The 16,962-nt window shown below is 55.6% G+C and carries 13 protein-coding genes; 2 read left to right on the forward strand and 11 right to left on the reverse strand.

Annotated features, from left to right (window positions below):
- Window positions 1-63: 63 nt before the first annotated feature.
- From ACZ5AL_RS07100 to pruA, 3 genes are all read right to left on the reverse strand, one after another.
- Window positions 64-549, reverse strand: coding sequence for a hypothetical protein (locus ACZ5AL_RS07100; protein WP_464513141.1), 486 nt, complete (start codon window positions 547-549; stop codon window positions 64-66).
- The gene (locus ACZ5AL_RS07105; protein WP_464513142.1) at window positions 542-1,408 is read right to left on the reverse strand and encodes a transglutaminase family protein; all 867 of its coding nucleotides are present in this window, start codon (window positions 1,406-1,408) and stop codon (window positions 542-544) included. The genes ACZ5AL_RS07100 and ACZ5AL_RS07105 overlap by 8 nt, the downstream gene beginning before the upstream one ends.
- Before the next feature lie 203 nt (window positions 1,409-1,611).
- The gene (pruA, locus tag ACZ5AL_RS07110; protein WP_464513143.1) at window positions 1,612-3,252 is read right to left on the reverse strand and encodes an L-glutamate gamma-semialdehyde dehydrogenase; all 1,641 of its coding nucleotides are present in this window, start codon (window positions 3,250-3,252) and stop codon (window positions 1,612-1,614) included.
- A 234-nt stretch (window positions 3,253-3,486) separates the two neighbouring features.
- Here pruA and ACZ5AL_RS07115 point away from each other — a divergent pair, with 234 nt between their 5' ends.
- Window positions 3,487-4,698, forward strand: coding sequence for an ABC transporter permease (locus ACZ5AL_RS07115; RefSeq protein WP_464513145.1), 1,212 nt, complete (start codon window positions 3,487-3,489; stop codon window positions 4,696-4,698).
- A 22-nt stretch (window positions 4,699-4,720) separates the two neighbouring features.
- The gene (locus ACZ5AL_RS07120) at window positions 4,721-5,203 is read left to right on the forward strand and encodes a redoxin domain-containing protein (RefSeq protein WP_464513146.1); all 483 of its coding nucleotides are present in this window, start codon (window positions 4,721-4,723) and stop codon (window positions 5,201-5,203) included.
- A gap of 563 nt (window positions 5,204-5,766) precedes the next feature.
- Here ACZ5AL_RS07120 and ACZ5AL_RS07125 read toward each other — a convergent pair.
- The 8 genes from ACZ5AL_RS07125 to ACZ5AL_RS07160 form a co-directional block, all read right to left on the reverse strand.
- Entirely contained in the window at window positions 5,767-7,512 is a 1,746-nt protein-coding gene (locus ACZ5AL_RS07125) for a DEAD/DEAH box helicase (protein ID WP_464513148.1), read from the reverse strand.
- Window positions 7,513-7,621: 109 nt separating this feature from the next.
- Window positions 7,622-8,290 (reverse strand): MliC family protein, encoded by a 669-nt coding sequence (locus tag ACZ5AL_RS07130; RefSeq protein ID WP_464513149.1) that lies wholly within the window; start codon window positions 8,288-8,290, stop codon window positions 7,622-7,624.
- A 39-nt stretch (window positions 8,291-8,329) separates the two neighbouring features.
- The gene (locus tag ACZ5AL_RS07135) at window positions 8,330-8,935 is read right to left on the reverse strand and encodes a hypothetical protein (protein ID WP_464513150.1); all 606 of its coding nucleotides are present in this window, start codon (window positions 8,933-8,935) and stop codon (window positions 8,330-8,332) included.
- A gap of 174 nt (window positions 8,936-9,109) precedes the next feature.
- Complete coding sequence (locus tag ACZ5AL_RS07140) at window positions 9,110-9,556, reverse strand: GIY-YIG nuclease family protein (RefSeq protein WP_464513152.1); 447 nt, start codon at window positions 9,554-9,556, stop codon at window positions 9,110-9,112.
- A gap of 347 nt (window positions 9,557-9,903) precedes the next feature.
- Window positions 9,904-11,325 (reverse strand): malic enzyme-like NAD(P)-binding protein, encoded by a 1,422-nt coding sequence (locus tag ACZ5AL_RS07145; RefSeq protein WP_464513153.1) that lies wholly within the window; start codon window positions 11,323-11,325, stop codon window positions 9,904-9,906.
- Window positions 11,326-11,422: 97 nt separating this feature from the next.
- Window positions 11,423-14,053 (reverse strand): 30S ribosomal protein S1, encoded by a 2,631-nt coding sequence (rpsA, locus tag ACZ5AL_RS07150; RefSeq protein WP_464513154.1) that lies wholly within the window; start codon window positions 14,051-14,053, stop codon window positions 11,423-11,425.
- 226 nt (window positions 14,054-14,279) lie between these two features.
- Window positions 14,280-14,984 carry a (d)CMP kinase gene (gene cmk / locus ACZ5AL_RS07155; RefSeq protein WP_464513156.1) on the reverse strand — a complete coding sequence of 235 codons (705 nt, stop codon included), beginning with the start codon at window positions 14,982-14,984 and terminating at the stop codon, window positions 14,280-14,282.
- A 754-nt stretch (window positions 14,985-15,738) separates the two neighbouring features.
- Complete coding sequence (locus ACZ5AL_RS07160) at window positions 15,739-16,374, reverse strand: LEA type 2 family protein (protein ID WP_464513157.1); 636 nt, start codon at window positions 16,372-16,374, stop codon at window positions 15,739-15,741.
- Window positions 16,375-16,962 lie beyond the last annotated feature (588 nt).

A 16,962-nucleotide genomic window follows, 5' to 3' on the forward strand; every position in this document is an offset into this window, starting at 1 on the left:
TGTGGAGACGCGTTGGTCGTCTCGGGAGGTGCGTCAGATGTCGCTGCGTCGGACGCTGTTCGATCAGAAGACGGTGTTGTTGGGGCAGAACGCGGGTCCATGAGACGAGGAGGTTGGCGAGAGGGTATCGTGCAAGCGGTTGTACTCGGGCCAGTCGACACGGTGCAGGCGAAATGTATAATCGCCGGTGTACACATGCAAGCCATCCCGCTGTTGTTGGGCACTGAACAGCGGTTGCCAGTGGAGGGGGCGATCCAGCACCACATCCAGCACAGAGCGTACCGCAATGCGCTGCCCCCGCACGTGTAGTTCGACCAGTGTGTTGCGCAGTTGAAAGTGTGTCCACAGACTCGCTACGGCTAAAGCACCGCCGGCGGCAAAAAACATAGACGGAAAGACCGAATCGCCCAGTAGCACCTGTACCAGCGTGACGATCATAACCGGCAGCATTAGAGCCCCTACCGGACGCGCCAGCGCCCGACTGTAGATTAGTCCCAGTCCTTTGCTGCCGGGATGCGCTACGCTCCGAAAGACAGCCGCATTATCCATCGTAGCCTGATACGTCATTCACGTCAATAGACGGATCCCACGGGGCCGCCAACTGCTTCAGCTCCTCGCCAACGGCAGCATTGTCGGTGCGGTGTGCCCAAACCAACAGATTCCGTACCATACGCAAAAGCACATCGGTGGGGGTAGCTGCATCAAAGTACCCCTGCAGGGGCTGTACTTCAGCACGCAGCAAAAACCGTATGCAGTCGGTGCGGCTCATAGGCTGCCCATCATTGAACATATCAATGAACAGCTCCTCATCGTCTGTCATGTACTTCGCCACAAAATGCTTGGGCATGTTCACCCCATAGAGGGGCAGATCCAACCGGTTTCCCAGCAAGATGTATACGACCGACAGACTGATTGGGATACCGGTGCGACGTTTGAGTACCCGATTCAAGAAGCTGTTGTTGGGATCCTGATAGTCATCGCGATTGCCGGTAAAGTGCAGATCATATACCATGTATTCCGCCAGTTTCAGCGCGGCATCTACACCGGTCACATGCGGATGGCGCTCACGAAACGAACGAGCCATGTCATCCAGCAGCTCTTGCTGAGCCGGAATGTCGAGATCCGGATAGCGGTACCACGCTAGCACAAAAGCACCTTGCTCCAAGTCAGGATTCGGACTGCCCATGATGGCGTGCCAGGCACGCTTCACCATGCGAAAGTGCAGGGGGCGCAAGCGCTTGTACAGACGCTCTTTCTTGGGCGCTGGTAGCGTACGGATGTGCGCCCGCAAGGCATCCAACTCATTAGGGCCATAGGTAGCCAGTTCGTCTTGAACTGCCGACTGCACATCGGCATCAGGATCGTCAAGGAGCGTGACAAGCGCTTCGAGCGTGGCGGCAGAAGGCATGACAACACAACGGAATAAATGATAGAAGCATGTTCTTACACGGTATATCTACGACGGAGATTCAACCCACCAGACGTGTTTTTCGGGTGCGAGCTTGTGTTTCTGTACCATGCTCCCCCATAGCAAACCGCCCCCTGCAACGGTAGCTGCAGAGGGCGGCATCCATTAGGTGGATAGAGGAGGTGGATAGAGCGATATGTTCGTTACGCTTCGTCCGGTTGATGGAATGGATACGCGTAGTGGCTGGGCGGCGTGAACGTCTCTTTAATCGAACGGGGCGAGACCCAGCGCTGCAGGTTCAGGGCCGAACCAGCCTTATCGTTCGTACCGGACTTGCGGGCTCCGCCAAAGGGTTGCTGTCCCACAACGGCTCCGGTGGGCTTGTCGTTGATGTAAAAGTTGCCTGCAGCCTGCTCCAGACGATCCATCATCGACCGGATAGCGGCTCGATCACGCGCAAAAACAGCGCCGGTCAGTCCATACGGCGAGGTTTCATCGACCAAGTCGAGCATCTCGTCGAAATCATCATCGTCGTAGACATAGACCGTGGTGACGGGGCCGAAAATTTCCTCCTCCATCGACTCGTAGTGCGGATCGGTTGCCCGAATCACGGTGGGATCGATAAAGTAGCCTTCGCTATCGTCGTAGGTGCCCCCAAAGAGAATCTCGGCACCATCGCTTGCAGCGGCCCGGTCGATGTACCCTGTAATCTCATCGAACGCGCGCTGATCGATAACCGCATTCACAAAGTTGGTGAGATCCTCGGGCGGCCCCACCTTGAGCTGTCCGATTTGCTCGGCCAGTTCCTCTTGTATGGCTGGCCAGAGCGAGGTCGGAATATAGATACGGGACGAGGCCGAGCATTTTTGTCCCTGATACTCAAAACTGCCCCGTACGATGGCTGTAGCCACCTGGGCCGTGTTCGCACTTGGATGCGCCACAATAAAGTCCTTCCCACCGGTTTCGCCCACAATAACTGGATAGCTGCGATACGTATCCAGGTTGTCGGCAATGGTGCGCCACAGATGGTCGAATGTTGCCTTGGAGCCGGTGAAGTGGAGTCCGGCAAAGTGGGGTGACTCCATTGCTGGCGTGCCCACATCGGCGCCATTGTCTGCAGGCAGCATGTTGATGACGCCGGGAGGCATTCCAGCTTCCTCCAGGATCTGGCGAACAACGTGGGCCGAGTAGATGGAACGAGTGGCGGGCTTCCACAGCACCGTGTTGCCCATGAGGGCCGGGGCTGTGGGTAGGTTGGCCTGAATCGCCGTGAAGTTAAACGGCGTGATGGCCAGCACAAAGCCCTCCTGCGGACGATACTGCATCTGGTTCCACACGCCCGGACTGTTATCAGGCTGTTCCCGATACATTTGATCGGCGAAGTGCACGTTGAAGCGCAAGAAGTCGATCAACTCACAGGCCGAGTCGATTTCGGCTTGATGCACATTTTTGCCTTGTCCGAGCATAGTCGCTGCGTTGATCGTATGCCGCCACGGCCCCGCAATGAGGTCGGCCGCCCGCAGAAAGATCGCCGCTCGGTCGGACCAATCCATGGCCGCCCATTCGGCTTTGGCGGCTTGTGCCGATTCAATCGCGGCAGCCACCTCCTCAGAGCCACATTGGTGCACCGTACCCAGCACATGCTGATGGTCGTGCGGCACACGTACAGGGCTCGTGCGCCCCGTGTAGACCTCTTCGCCGTCGATAAACGCAGGAATGTCGGTGGATGTGGCACGCAGGCGCTTTAGTTCAGCCCGAATGGCCGCCCGCTCGGGCGTTCCGGGGCCATACGATAGAACAGGCTCGTTGCTCGGGGCAGGCGGGGTGCTTTGGGCATTTTGCATGAGGCGAAAGCAGGTTGATTCGTATCCAGACGTACAGTGCGGCCCAGAGCTCTTGAAAGCGCTTCGATGCGCCTATCAACGAACTGGGGCCGGTTGCATGTAACCTACGAGATGACGGGCGCGGTTGCAACGTCTACTCCGTGAACTGTGCGTGGGGCGAACCGTGTCTGATGGCGCGGGTACGGATGCATGCTCGTTTCCCCGATTTGCTTTATCGCCTTGTTCTGCCGCCCTATGAAGCTTGAGTGGTTTATTGCACTGCGCTACTTTCGAAGCGCTGAAGGTCAACGCGAAGGCCGTGGCTTTGTGCGCTTTATCACATATGTGGCCGTGGGAGGCGTAGCGGTGGGCGTAGCGGCTCTTATCCTGGCACTGGGCATTGTGCGCGGCTTCAGCCAGGAAATCGAAGGCAAACTGATGGATGTAGGTGCTCATCTGCAGATCGTAAGCTTTATGGATGAGCCTCTGGAAGAAGCCGAGGAGCTGCGGGCTACGCTGGAAGGCTACGACGAAATTGCCAGCATCCGTGCGGTAGCGGAAAATGTCGTCATCGCACGCGCTGGACCTACTGCAATTGAAGGCCTGGTGCTCATCGGCACAGACACGCTACCGACTGGACTGCTACGCGGCGCCGACCCACCTGCCCTCTCTGATGCAGTGCTGGTAAGCTCTACCATTGCAGACCGGTTTGGAATGTCTGCAGGCGATCGTCTCACGCTCTTCGCGCTCGACCGTACCGAGGGCCAAGGCACCAACCTTCGCCCTCGCGTAAAGCAGTTCGAGGTGGCCGACACGTATGCCACCTCACTCGACTTTGTGGATGACACGTTTCTGTTCATTGGGCTGGATGCTGCCCGGTCGTTTTTTGAGTACGATGCCGATAGCGTGTCCCGCTTCGAAGTAATGCTGCATGACGTATCCGACATCCCACGCATGGCTGAGGAGTTGGACAACGCCCTTTCGTTTCCCGCTGCTGTCCAAACCATTTACCAACAGTATTCAGGGCTTTTTGCATGGATCAACCTGCAACAGAACATTATCCCCCTTGTAATTAGCATTATCGTGATCGTTGCAGCGTTCAACATTGTGGGGACGTTGCTCATGCTCATGCTTGAAAAGACCCGCGAGATTGGGGTGCTTATGAGCCTGGGCCTTTCCGCCAAAAGTGTACGCCAGGTGTTTATGGCACTGGGTGCAGCTATTGGTGGGGTGGGCAGTGCCCTGGGGGCAGCATTGGCGGTCGGGGCAGGATGGGTGCAGCAAACCTATGGAATCATTCCGCTTCCCGCAGAAGCCTACTACATGGATACCGCTCCCATGGCGCTGGCTGCTACCGATGTGGCGCTGGTAATGAGCGTAGCCTTCGGGCTGTGCATCCTCGCTGCGTATGTCCCCGCTCGCGTAGCCTCTGGCATCGATCCTGTTCGCGTGATTCGCTTTAATTAGTCTCCCATTTAAGTTTCTTTCTATGTCCACCCTTGCAATTGGCGATAATGCACCTGACTTCGAGCTTTTCAATCATGATATTGAACCGTTTCAGCTAAGCGATCATCGCGATGCACCGGTTGTTCTCTTTTTCTTTCCTGGGGCGTTTACCAGCGTGTGCACCGATGAAATGAACACGATCAACAATGAATTGAGCGTCTACGGAGTGGAAGACGGGGCAACGGTTGTCGGTATCTCGACCGATTCGCCGTTTGTGTTGGATGAATACCGACGCGTGCATGACCTTTCGTTTCCCCTGCTGAGCGACCATGAGGCCAAGGTCTCTGCCGCCTATGGGGCCAAGTACAACAACGACTTTACGCCCATGCAGCTCGATCGCATCGCCAAACGATCGGCATTTGTGGTAGACACGGAGGGCATCATTCAATACGCCGAGGTACTCGATAATGCGGGCAAGCAACCCGACTTTGAGGCTGTGCAAGCAATGGTGCAATCTCTACTTTAGGCAGCGTGCAGCTTCCCCCAAGTAGAACCTACGGGTTTATACACAACGCTCCGGGTAGTGTGCTGTCACACCTGAATGGTAGGGGCCAGAGACCGTGCCAACCTCTGTGTCCCACCCCTCCAAAAAACCTGTCATGGTGAGCGCAGTTGAACCATCTCCCCGATGCTCAGCAGGCTCTGGCGAGTCAGCGGTCCTGCCCGGTTCGGGGGAGATCTTTCGACTGCGCGTCTCCTAGACGGAGCCGCTCCGCTCAAAATGACAAGCTGTACGTGATGGTTGTGGTGCATGGAGACTAGCGGAGGCCCCCTTCCAAAAAACCCTGTCATGGTGAGCAAGCGAAGGCCCCCCAGGGCCGGAGCGCGCCGAACCATCTCCCTGACGCTCAGCAGGCTCTGATCGTGTCGGGGGAGATCTTTATTCGCTACGCTCATCAGTCGCTACGCTCGTGTCAGGACTCCGCGTCTCCTAGGCGGAGCCGCTCCGCTCAAGATGACAACATTAAAACGGGGCGCCTTGCAACCCAAAGATTGACCTGTGACAGAGCACGATCCGCATCGCCCGCTCTAAAACAATTGGCGCATCTGCTTGCAGCGCTTGAGCCACTTTTTCTTTTTCTGAAGGTGGCGTAGACTCATGTCGGCTTGCTTCATGCCAAATCGTTCTTTAGCCTTTTGGTGTACGTCACGAATATGCACCGATTTGCCACGGTCTTGTAGCGCATACGCGACTGCAGTAGCCAGTTCACTACACTCTTTGCGGAGCTTCTCCTCGCGCGCTTTGATGTCGAGGCCAGCACCCGGAGAAGCGTTCTGGTTGCCCTGAAACTGTTGCCGTTGCACCCGTAGGCGTCCGGACTGCTCCATCTCCACGCGGTGCGTTTGAAAATCACCCTGACTGACCTGTTTCATCGCCCAGCTGCTGCGGTCAGACTCGGTCGTTTTTTCGGGAGGGGTACGGTTGCTTTTCTCTTTCCGGGTTCGGATGCCTTCTTGCACCTCACGTGTCATCCAATCGAGCGTCTCTGAGAGTCCTAGGTCGCCCGAGGTAAACACGTCGCATACGTTGGCGGCGTCGCTCCAAGGTGCAAAGTAACGCATGCCCCGAAAGATTTGCTGGAGGCATTTCGAACGTGCACTAACCAGGTCGAGCTTGGCAATGACGCTGATTGTTTTTATGTCGGTGCCTTCGCCGATCATGTCGACTTGCACCATCACATCAACCTCGCCATTGCGGTAGGCATCGAGGCGTTCTTCGCGTTCGTGTCGAGGCACATCCTGGCCGATGCGCGTCACAGAGAGCCATCCGTAGCGGCGGCGCATGAAGTCGAGCACATCGGCGGCGTGGCGATTGCTCATGCAAATGACGAGCATCTGGTGGTTGCGTACCGCGTTGCCATGTGCCCCGCGATGCTTGGCTCGTTTGGCTTGTAGCCGGGCCACAGCGGGGCCAAGCAAGGTGTCGAGATACACATCATGAAAGCGAAGGTGACGCCGCGCAAAGTATCGATCGAGCGTAGCCGCATCACCAGAAACGGTATCTTTGAGCTCGGCTAGCGTGCATTCAACGGTGCGTCCCGACGTTTCCTCCTGCATTGTGATACTGTAGTCGATCACATGAGCCTCTACGCGTTTCAGGATCTCGCCTTCGGCGTGGGCATCACGAAGAGACACTTCATGCAGCGCGCGGTAAAACGTCGATTCGGTGCCATCGTCGTGCGAGATAGTATCGTGCGGCACGCCAAAGAGCGGCTCGCCGTCGCTTCGAATGGGGGTGCCAGATAGGCCGATAAGTGCTTCGTACGGAATCATACGTACAGCATCCGACCAGGCGCTTTCTTGAGGCAGGTGGTGAATTTCATCCAACACAAAGAGGGTGTCACCGCGTCCGGCATACGTGCGAAGCGCCTCGTTTCCGCTCTGTCCGCATGCGTACTGGTACGTAGCAATGACAATGGGGATGTTTCGGTTTTTGAGAAACACCGCGTCGGAGTCGGCGATGCAGAACGGCAGGCGCGGGCCGCCAATCCAGCTAAGCATTTGTGCAAGCTCTTGCGGGTCGGCGTATTGGTCGCGCAAGTTACCACGGGGCACGAACACAATGAGCCGGTCGCACACGCCCATGGCGCGAGCTACACAAAAAGACGCGAGGGCGATTAGGGTTTTGCCGTAGCCAGGTACAAATACGCCCAGGTGATTGCGCTCGCCCCGTTCATAGGCAGCAGCTAGCTTGCGAAGAAACGTGAACTGGCCATCGCGAAAGGAGAAGTCTGGAGCCGGATGCAGACCGGGGAGATGGGTGGGGGAGCGCATGCACGTAAGGACTGCCAAGAGAGACACAACGTATCATGCTAACGTACGGATGCGTTGTGTCGTGGTAAAGTGATTTGGCTATGGTTTGGCGAAAATACACATGCAGAACTCAGGGATTGGCAAATACCCAGGCGCATCCGTTATAAGAGTGTTCATCGTACTGCAGAACAGCGGTTGCAGGGAAGACATCCCCCTTCATGGTATCGTGACACGGCGTATCGACAATCTCAAGCGTTGCCCGATCGCCGTTTAAGGGAAAAGCATAACGCGTAACGGTGTCTTCGACCTCGGGACGGGGCGTAGTAACGGTGTGTTCGGTCATGCCGTAGTCAAGCACGGCATGTAGCGAGTCGTTGTGCGTGAGTGAGATCGTCCAGCCCGGCTCGTTGCCAAACGCGCGCACATCAACACCTTCTGCTTTCGCATCTGCCCATGGCCCCTCGGGGGTACGCAGGGTGCACGATTCGTACGTTTGATCATCGATCACCAAACGAGCCTCTTCGCCTTTGCTCCAGTATGTTGCCTCATCGCTTTCGTAGCGAGCCCCTGAGGCGCTTTCCACGCGCTGCGCTGCGTAGGTGCGCCCAATGAGGTGGAGTGTCACTTCGCCCTCGCTTTCAGGCACCACTGCAAAAGACATATCCACATTACAGTGGTAAAGCCGGACATCTGGCGCCGACGCTTCAGATGATTCAGAAGAAGTAGACGGGTCGTTGCAGCCCGTCCATCCTGACAAAAGAAGTACAATTGCGAAACAGGCCGCTGTATATCGAATCATAGGACTGCAAAAGGTGGTGTGTATGAACTGGGGGGCGTATTAGTCGGTGAGGTTGCGCTCGATCTTCAATGTGCCATCAGCGTGAAACGTGACTGTGTTTGCATAGACGTCTTCGGCACGATAATCGAAGCGACGTGTGTGGTAGGATAGCGTCCAGATATCTTCGGAATTATGCAGCTCCACGTGCCCGATGGATTCGCAGCGAGGCTCACTTCGTTGCAGGGTGTTTGCGAGCAGAGCCAAATCGCCCTGCTGACTACTCGATAGGCCTCCATCGAATCCTCCCAAAGCCTCGAACACCTCCCAAATCATCTGCTCATCCGATACAATAGTACCGTCGAAGCGTGCGGCGTAGCAATCGGGTTCAGGATGCGACATAATCACCTCTAAAACCCGGAATACCTCAATGCTATCCAGCTGCAATTCCATTGCTTGGATATTAAAGCGCTCGCGTGGAGAGAAGTCATCACCCGTCAAGTAGACCTCAGCACCGTAGTGTTGGTCCATGATCTTTGCTTTCATGGTGGTGTTGAACTGGGTCCGGTCGAATTGCGGTTCATCATTCTGTGTTGATTCCTGGGCAGATGCACATCCGCCGCAGAGAAGCATAAATACACAGGCAATAGTGATAGCTGATTTGAGCATATCCCCCTCTTGCTAATTCGCATCTCGTGAAGGGAGCGTATAGAGAGCCTGCTGTGCCAGTTCCATAGCTTGAATGGTAGCTACTCTTAAGTGCTTGAGGATTTTCGTGTTGTAATTTCTCTTATACACGAAAATCCGCTATAGAAAACGAGCAACTTATCTTGCAATAACGGACTATTGTGTGTCTGTAGAAGCTTGCCAATAGATCGATGCATCTGAAGAAACCGTCATGCGGATCGCTTCAGAGATGGCATCCGGCTTGATACGAAACAAGTGAGTGTTGCACTCACAGTCGGAAGCTCCCAATTCACTCACTCTACCACCGGACGTTGCAGATAACCGCCGTGCCCACTCACATTCGCGACGTACCGTATCGTAAGTCACCCAGGCTCCGCGCATCGTTGCTACCCTCCGCAAATAGTCGATGTGCCAGTGTGGATTTGTTGACCGCCTTGCGTGGCGCTCTACCCGTGCCCTCACACCTCCCGCCCCAAACGCACTACCTACATATGCGTAGTGTCCTCCTTTGAAGTCAACGGGTCCCAGTGCGCCGACTGATATCGTTGTAGACCTTGCCAAGAACAGAGATAAAATGTACGTGCCCGGTTTGCTTTTCAGCATGATGGCTTGTGTTAAGGCCGTGGTTTTGTATTGTCAGGTTCGAGATACGGCGTATACACAACGCAAGTTGTACGTATCTCAACTGGCCTTCTCTCCGGAAAGAAGGAACCTGGGAGTGATGTGTGGTGGGTATTCACAATTTGTATCAAACAGTGCAAACTACCGTCCTACTTCTCTGTCACAGCACTACCCGTCAAATCAGGTCTCTCTTGGCGGGAGAGAGAACAAGGGCGAGGAGAGGTTGAACATCAAAAAAGCAGCGCTATCGAAGAAGGCTTCAGGTGACAGAACACTCACCTAAAGTTTGTTGCACAAGCACTTTTATTGCAATAACGGATTATAAAGCGTCACGAGGTCCGTTTCCGTGCCACGTTTTCTTCATGTGCCATCTCTTCTACAGCACCAGCCACTCGGTTTACCACCTCCTTGTCAAATACACTCGGGACGATATAGTCAGCTGTTAAGCTTCCCTCATCAATTGTCTCGGCAATAGCATGGGCGGCAGCGAGTTTCATGCTGTCCGTGATATCAGTTGCACGACATGCCAACGCCCCTTTGAACAGCCCTGGAAAACACAACACGTTGTTGATCTGATTCGGAAAGTCGCTGCGACCGGTGGCCATCACAGAAACATGGGGATAGGCATCCTCCGGGCGGATTTCAGGCTCCGGATTCGCAAGTGCAAATACAATCGGATCATCGGCCATGCGTTGCACATCCTCGACATCAATAACACCTGGACCTGATACGCCAATAAAAACATCGGCATCGGTCATGACGTCGGAGAGCGACCCGCTGACATTGTGCGGATTGGTTTGTGCTGCGTAGGCCCGCTTTGCCGGATTCAGGTCAGTGCGATCTCGCGTGACAGCCCCCTGGCGGTCTACCCCGATGATATTAGACACGCCCATATCTTGCATAATCTGCGTGACTGCAGTACCGGCCGCGCCGATGCCCACAAGCACCACTTTCAGTGATTCGGGCGCCTTATCAACTATCTTAAGTGCGTTGATGAGCGCAGCCGCAGCAACAACAGCCGTGCCATGCTGATCGTCATGGAAGACGGGAATGTCGAGTCGCTCACACAGTCGCTTCTCAATCTCAAAACATCGGGGGGCTGCGATATCTTCCAGGTTCACCGCTCCAAATACCGGAGCCATACGCACAACCGTTTCTACAATCTCATCTACCTCCCTCGTATCGAGGCAAATCGGAAATCCGCTCACTCCTGCAAACTCTTTCAGGAGCTGTGCTTTTCCTTCCATCACAGGAATGGCCGCCTCAGGTCCAATATCGCCCAATCCAAGCACAGCCGTTCCATCGGATACAACAGCAACGGTATTACTTTTTATGGTAAGCCGATGTGCATCTTTGGGGTCATCGTAAATGGCTTCACACACGCGTGCTACACCAGGCGTATACGCCATAGACAGCTGATCGCGGGTACGCAGTGGCACCTTGCTGTTCACTTCAATCTTACCGCCCAGATGGAGTAAGAACGTACGGTCGGAGACATCCACCACGCGTACGCCCTGAATAGCCTCCATCGCTGTGATAACTTGCCGAGCATGCTCATCACTGCGCGTGTTAATAGTGATGTCTCGAATCAGCACAGTTTTTCGGGCGCGCACAATATCAATCGCGCCGATATTGCCCCCTTGTTGGCCAATTGCTGAGGTTACTTGTGCAAGCATACCTGGCTTGTTTTCAATAGCAACTCGCACAGTAACTGAGTTGCTTGCAGAGGGAGCATATTCGGGAGTATCCATACAGTATGTGTTGCTTTTGGGGGAACGGACCAACACAAAGGGGCAGCCTCCAAAGGAAGCTGCCCCCATGCTGGTATCAGTTATGCAAACGTGCAGATTACGCGTTATCGAGCGCATCCAGTGCATTTTGCAGGTCTTCGGCATACGCCGGACCAATGCCGTCGATCTCTTGCAGATCATCCACGGCTTTCAACGCTTTCACTGAGGTGATGCCTGCATCTTGCAGACGGCTCACGTGCGGAAAGTCGTCCGGAAAGCCAGCATCATCGTCTTCGGCAGGAGCCTCGTCGGCATCTGTATCAGCGTCTGAAGCTTCAACATCGGCATCTGTATCGGCTTCTGTTTCTTCAGCCGTTTCTTCAGCCGCTTCGATGTCTTGCTCTTCATCGATTTCGGCTTCACGGCGGGCGGCCTCTTCAGCAGCTTGCATTTCGCGCTTCAGATCGCCAAGCCCACTGAGTTCGCCCAGCGTAGTTGGGCCCGAAGTCGACTTCGACTCCGAGGGCTTTTTCTGCGTTTTCTCTTTGTATTGGTCTACGGCCTGACGGCGCTCGCGCTTCTCGCGGCGCTCTTCCTGACGCTCGCGGCGCTTCTCGGCTTCGCGCTCTTGGCGCTCCTTAGCCGTTTCGCTGAGCACGATGTCTTTGCGGCTCTTGTCGAAGCGAATGACGCGTAGGTCGAGTTCGTCGCCCTCAAAGTAGTGGTTTTGGAATTCGCGCGGGCCGTTTTTGAGTTCACTACCCGGCACAAAGGCTTCCACGTCAAGCGGTAGCTCCACGACAAGCCCTTTGTCTTCAACACGTACCACTTCGCCTTCGGTGTCGGTACCCTCTTCGTAGGCACTCTCGAACTGATCCCACGGGTTCGTTTTGACCTGCTTGTGGCCAAGCGAGATACGACGGCGATCTTCATCGATATTGAGGATCTGGACATCCATGTCCTGCCCCTTACTGACCATATCGCCTGGATGGCGCACCTTTTTGGTCCACGACAGGTCGCTGATGTGCACCAGCCCGTCGATACCCGGTTCGATTTCGACAAAGACGCCGAAGTTGGTGATGTTGCGCACTGTGCCTGTAAGCACGGTACCTGCTGGATAGCGATCGCTGATGCCGTCCCACGGATCGGGCTCCAGCTGCTTCATACCCAGAGAGATCTTCTTGTCTTCCTCATCGATATTGAGGATTTTGACCTCCACAAGCTGCCCCAGCGAAACCATTTGGCTGGGATGATTGATATGGCGCGTCCACGACATTTCGCTGATATGAACCAGCCCTTCAATACCTTTCTCCAGTTCGACAAACGCTCCGTAATTGGTAATCGAAACGACCTTACCTTCGACCGTTTCGTCTTCATCGTACTTCTCGCCGATGTTGTCCCACGGATGCGGCTGCAACTGCTTGAGGCCAAGCGAGATGCGCTGGCGCTCTTCTTCGTAGTCGAGCACCACGACCTGGATTTCCTGGTCGAGATCGACAACTTCGCTGGGGTGCGATACGCGGCCCCACGACAGATCGGTAATGTGCAGCAGGCCGTCTACACCGCCCAGGTCGATAAAGACCCCAAAGTCGACGATGTTTTTGACCGTTCCCTGCAGCACTTGGCCAACTTCGAGCTGCTCCAGAATCTGCTGGCGCTGCTCTTCGAGCTCCTCCTGGATGAGTTCGCGGTGCGATACCACGATGTTCTCGTTGGAGGGGTTCAGCTTCACAATTCTGAACTCCATGCGCTTCTCCAGATACGCGTCGAAGTCGCGTACCGGGCGCACGTCGATTTGCGAACCTGGCAGGAATGCTTCGAGGCCATCGAAGAGCTCCACGATCATACCGCCTTTGATACGGCGGATGATGGTTCCTTCGATAACTTCTTCTTTCTCGTAGATCTCTTCAATGCGCTGCCAGCGGCGGACTTTATCGGCTTTCTCTTTGGAAAGCACGAGTTGGCCATCGCGATCTTCTTTGCGGTCGAGGTACACCTCTACCGTATCACCACGCTGCAGGGCATCGCCGAATTCGTCGCGCGACACAATCCCGTCGCTCTTGTACCCAATGTCGATTACAACATGGTCTTCGCTGACCTTGAGCACACGCCCTTCTACGATGTCCTGCTCCCGCACATCGATGCTGGTACGATCGACCAGGGCCCGGAATTGGTCGTAGACCGGATCTGCAGTCTGGCTGCGCTCGTATTCGGCCAAGTCGTCTTCACTGACCGTACGCCCCACCACTTTTCCAGTGAAGCCTTGCTCTTCTTCAGTGCGCTGCAAGCTCTCAACCGAGACCGTCAGATCGGGGTCGTCAATCGCAGTGGCATCAAAGTTAAAGTCGTCGCTCGTTGGGATGCCAATATCATCCGATGCCGACGCAACGGCTTCAGCAAGCAGCCGGTCAACATTTTCGGGAGGCGGATCGCGCTCTTCAACAGCAGCTTCAGCGCCTTCATCGGCCTCCGGTGCATCATCGGAGGCTACAGAGGAGGTAGCCTCCTCGTCAGCAGGCGCAGATTCAGCAGGCGCACCCGCATCAGACGCGTCGCTAGCAGACGCCTCGTCGGGTTCTGCACCTGCATCATCAGAAGCCGATGCCTCGGTAGCAGATGCCTTGTCGGCAACTTCCTCGGGCGCGGCTTCTTCATCTGGAGAAGGAGCCTCTGCCGCAACGGCTTCGGGCGTTTCTTCAGAAGAGGTTGGAGCTTCGGTGGTGGTTGCTTGTTTTTCTTGTTCGGCCATATATGTGATGAGCGAGGGGTAGGAGCTCGTCGGTCGTATCTCGCGCGGACAGTGGCTCTGCCTTAAGGCGCGTTTGAGAGATACGAAACGCGAGCACATGTGGGATCGCGGTTGGTCCAGCCCAGCCAACACGATGAACAGTTTATCATGTAAGGTCCCGGGGAGTGGCAAGCGGCTGAAATGCTCACAAATCGGTGAGGCTCTCCACTCGCATCCGGAAAACACTCTAATGGGAAGTGGGGAGGTCCGTTCCCAGCATAGCATCTATTACGAGCTTCTGGATGGCTTCCACCTGTTCTTCGAAAGAAAGGCATGTAGTATCCAACTCTACAGCATCTTCTGGACGCCGAAGCGGGGCAATATCGCGGTTGCGGTCGGCCTGGTCCCGAGTGCGGATTTCTTCGCGGACGTCCTCAAGCGATGGCGGGTTCTCGGCATCCTGCTGGTATTCGGCCCACCGGCGGCGGGCGCGCTCATCGAGACTGGCATGCATGTAAATCTTGAGATCGGCATTGGGAAACACAATCGTTCCCGTATCGCGCCCATCAGCAACCACGCCGCCATCGGTCTGGCTCCACCGGTCGGCCAGTTTGCGCTGCACGGGAAGCAGATACTCCCGCACAGCCGGAAGCGCAGCCACCTGACTGGCCATATCGCCGACATCGGACGTACGTATTGCTTCGGTGATGACACGGCCTTGCGCTGTTACCACAAGCGTGTCGTCCTCGTCAAACGCCAGATCGATGGTCGCGTCGGCCAAAAGCATTCGTGCCTGTTCATCGGTCGGGGCGTCTCCAGCCTCGAGAAGGACCCAGGCGACGGCTCGGTATAAGGCGCCTGTATCCAGATACCGCATATCGAGGCGGTCGGCTACAGCCTGCGCGGTACTGCTCTTTCCGGCCCCAGCAGGGCCATCAATAGTGATAATCATTTATTGCAATAACGGATTCATGGGGGCGGGCTAACATGGGACGCACCTCATAGGTACGATCAAGCACAAAACGCTTTCCTTAGTGCGTTAAACAACGCTTTTGTGTTGGAAATATCGGCAGGTTTTAGCCTTCTCTGCTATTGGGCTTGCGGACTTCTTCATACGAGCGCAGCGACTCACATAGTAAAAGATCACGGCTCGAAGAAGGGGCCCTGACTCCGCCCGCTGGGCCGCTAAAATTGACCAGACTCTGTGCCCCCACAAAAAACCTTGTCATGGTGAGCAAGTGAAGGCCCCCAGGGCTGGAGCGCGCCGAACCATCTCCCCGACGCTCAGCAGGCTCTGATCGAACGGCCCTGCTCATTTCGGGGGAGATCTTTCGACTCCGCGTCTCCTAGGCGGAGCCGCTACGCTCAAGATGACATCATTAAAGTGGAGGTGTTGCAACCCGAAGATTGATCTGTGACAGGGCAGTAGTGCTGTGTCACAGGTCAATGTTCGGGTAATGCATGTGCGCCTAACGTACCGAGAACAACTCACCCCCTTGTCATTGCGAGCGCAGCGACGCAATCTCATTGCTGTCAGACCGGATGCAGCCGCTCAATCAACGGCATGAGATCGCACCCCAGGAGTACTCGTTCGCTAGCGCTCACAGCGCCGCGTCAGTCGCAGGGCTCCCTCCTCGCGATGACAATGTTGGACCCTAACAATCACGTGTGACACAGTAGTAGCACGTTCATAATCAGCTGATCAGTTAACGCGTACCTCCCACATCCCGGTGAACAATCGTGATGGGATCGGGATAGCGAATCGGACCCATGCTCGTCTGAATGGTCGGCTGCGCCTGAAAGCGGATGTTCGATGGATCCCCCTCACCCGCAACGGACAGCGCCAAATTAACGAGGTCGCGGGCCCCATCATCGAAAAACTCAACCAGATTCAACTCAATCGGAAACCGAATGGGCGTAGGCTCACCCGGACGAAACACCGTTTCTTCACCAAACGAACCGGCAATGGTCTGGCGGTCGTTCAGAAAAAGCGTCCAGTCAAGCTCCGTCATCCGCGCGTTTACCGGATTGTCTTCCGGATTCGTGCCTTCAATCACAACAGAAAAAGAAAACGGCAGCTCCCCCCGGTTTACAGCACGTCCGAGCCGCGCAAGGTCGGTCAGTCCCAGATCATCGGGATTCTGAATGCGGCTCAATTCTATATCGGCCAGCCGGGCATCGGCAACGCGGTCAATGCGGAAGTCTACGTTTCGAAGCTGACTAATTTCGCGCAGCGCCTGGCAGCCCGTTAGTGCAGTGGCTGTAAGGATGAGCACCATAACAGGCACCAGCGCGCGCCACAAGGAGCGCGGTGAAGACGTACAGGAGAGCAAAGCGTACATGCGTTTGTAGTTGAGATCGATGCAGTGGAAAGTAAGGCGCACTCACGAATCCGACGCGGCGGAGGCCCTCTGTGTTTACGTTGGTAGAAGATGGCATGCAGCACATCCGCAGGCAACAATCGCGTGGAACCTGCTGCCGTCTGGCACAATCGGAGTACAGACGCATCCTACCGATACAACGCCGCACCGATCCATGTACTGCTCCGTGCGCTCCCCCATGTGCCGTACACATCCAAACCGCGATGCGCTCCCCCTGTAAGAAGATACGACGTTGCAATCTGCTGCTTGCTATTGCTCTGTCACAGGTCCATCTTTGGGTGGACGATGCCCCTTTGTGTTGTCATCTTGAGCGGAGCACCTGCTGAACGTCGGGGAGATGGTTCGACGCGCTCCGGCCCTTGGGGGCCTTCGCTTGCTCACCATGACAAGGTTTTTTGGAGGGGTGTCTCCGCTAGTCTACATGTGCGACAACCACCACGTACAGCTTGTCATCTTGAGCGGAGCGGCTCCGTCTAGGAGACGCGCAGTCGAAAGATCTCCCTCAAGACCAGCAGGACTGTTGATTCGGCAGAGCCTGCAAAACATCGC

It is taken from the genome of Natronotalea proteinilytica (genome assembly GCF_055379935.1).

What these genes read in the sequence shown, in the direction of transcription:
- ACZ5AL_RS07100 (WP_464513141.1), bottom strand. Translation starts at nt 549, where the DNA reads ATGGATAATGCGGCTGTCTTTCGGAGCGTAGCGCATCCCGGCAGCAAA.
- ACZ5AL_RS07105 (WP_464513142.1), bottom strand. Translation starts at nt 1,408, where the DNA reads ATGCCTTCTGCCGCCACGCTCGAAGCGCTTGTCACGCTCCTTGACGAT.
- pruA (WP_464513143.1), bottom strand. Translation starts at nt 3,252, where the DNA reads ATGCAAAATGCCCAAAGCACCCCGCCTGCCCCGAGCAACGAGCCTGTT.
- ACZ5AL_RS07115 (WP_464513145.1), top strand. Translation starts at nt 3,487, where the DNA reads ATGAAGCTTGAGTGGTTTATTGCACTGCGCTACTTTCGAAGCGCTGAA.
- ACZ5AL_RS07120 (WP_464513146.1), top strand. Translation starts at nt 4,721, where the DNA reads ATGTCCACCCTTGCAATTGGCGATAATGCACCTGACTTCGAGCTTTTC.
- ACZ5AL_RS07125 (WP_464513148.1), bottom strand. Translation starts at nt 7,512, where the DNA reads ATGCGCTCCCCCACCCATCTCCCCGGTCTGCATCCGGCTCCAGACTTC.
- ACZ5AL_RS07130 (WP_464513149.1), bottom strand. Translation starts at nt 8,290, where the DNA reads ATGATTCGATATACAGCGGCCTGTTTCGCAATTGTACTTCTTTTGTCA.
- ACZ5AL_RS07135 (WP_464513150.1), bottom strand. Translation starts at nt 8,935, where the DNA reads ATGCTCAAATCAGCTATCACTATTGCCTGTGTATTTATGCTTCTCTGC.
- ACZ5AL_RS07140 (WP_464513152.1), bottom strand. Translation starts at nt 9,556, where the DNA reads ATGCTGAAAAGCAAACCGGGCACGTACATTTTATCTCTGTTCTTGGCA.
- ACZ5AL_RS07145 (WP_464513153.1), bottom strand. Translation starts at nt 11,325, where the DNA reads ATGGATACTCCCGAATATGCTCCCTCTGCAAGCAACTCAGTTACTGTG.
- rpsA (WP_464513154.1), bottom strand. Translation starts at nt 14,053, where the DNA reads ATGGCCGAACAAGAAAAACAAGCAACCACCACCGAAGCTCCAACCTCT.
- cmk (WP_464513156.1), bottom strand. Translation starts at nt 14,984, where the DNA reads ATGATTATCACTATTGATGGCCCTGCTGGGGCCGGAAAGAGCAGTACC.
- ACZ5AL_RS07160 (WP_464513157.1), bottom strand. Translation starts at nt 16,374, where the DNA reads ATGTACGCTTTGCTCTCCTGTACGTCTTCACCGCGCTCCTTGTGGCGC.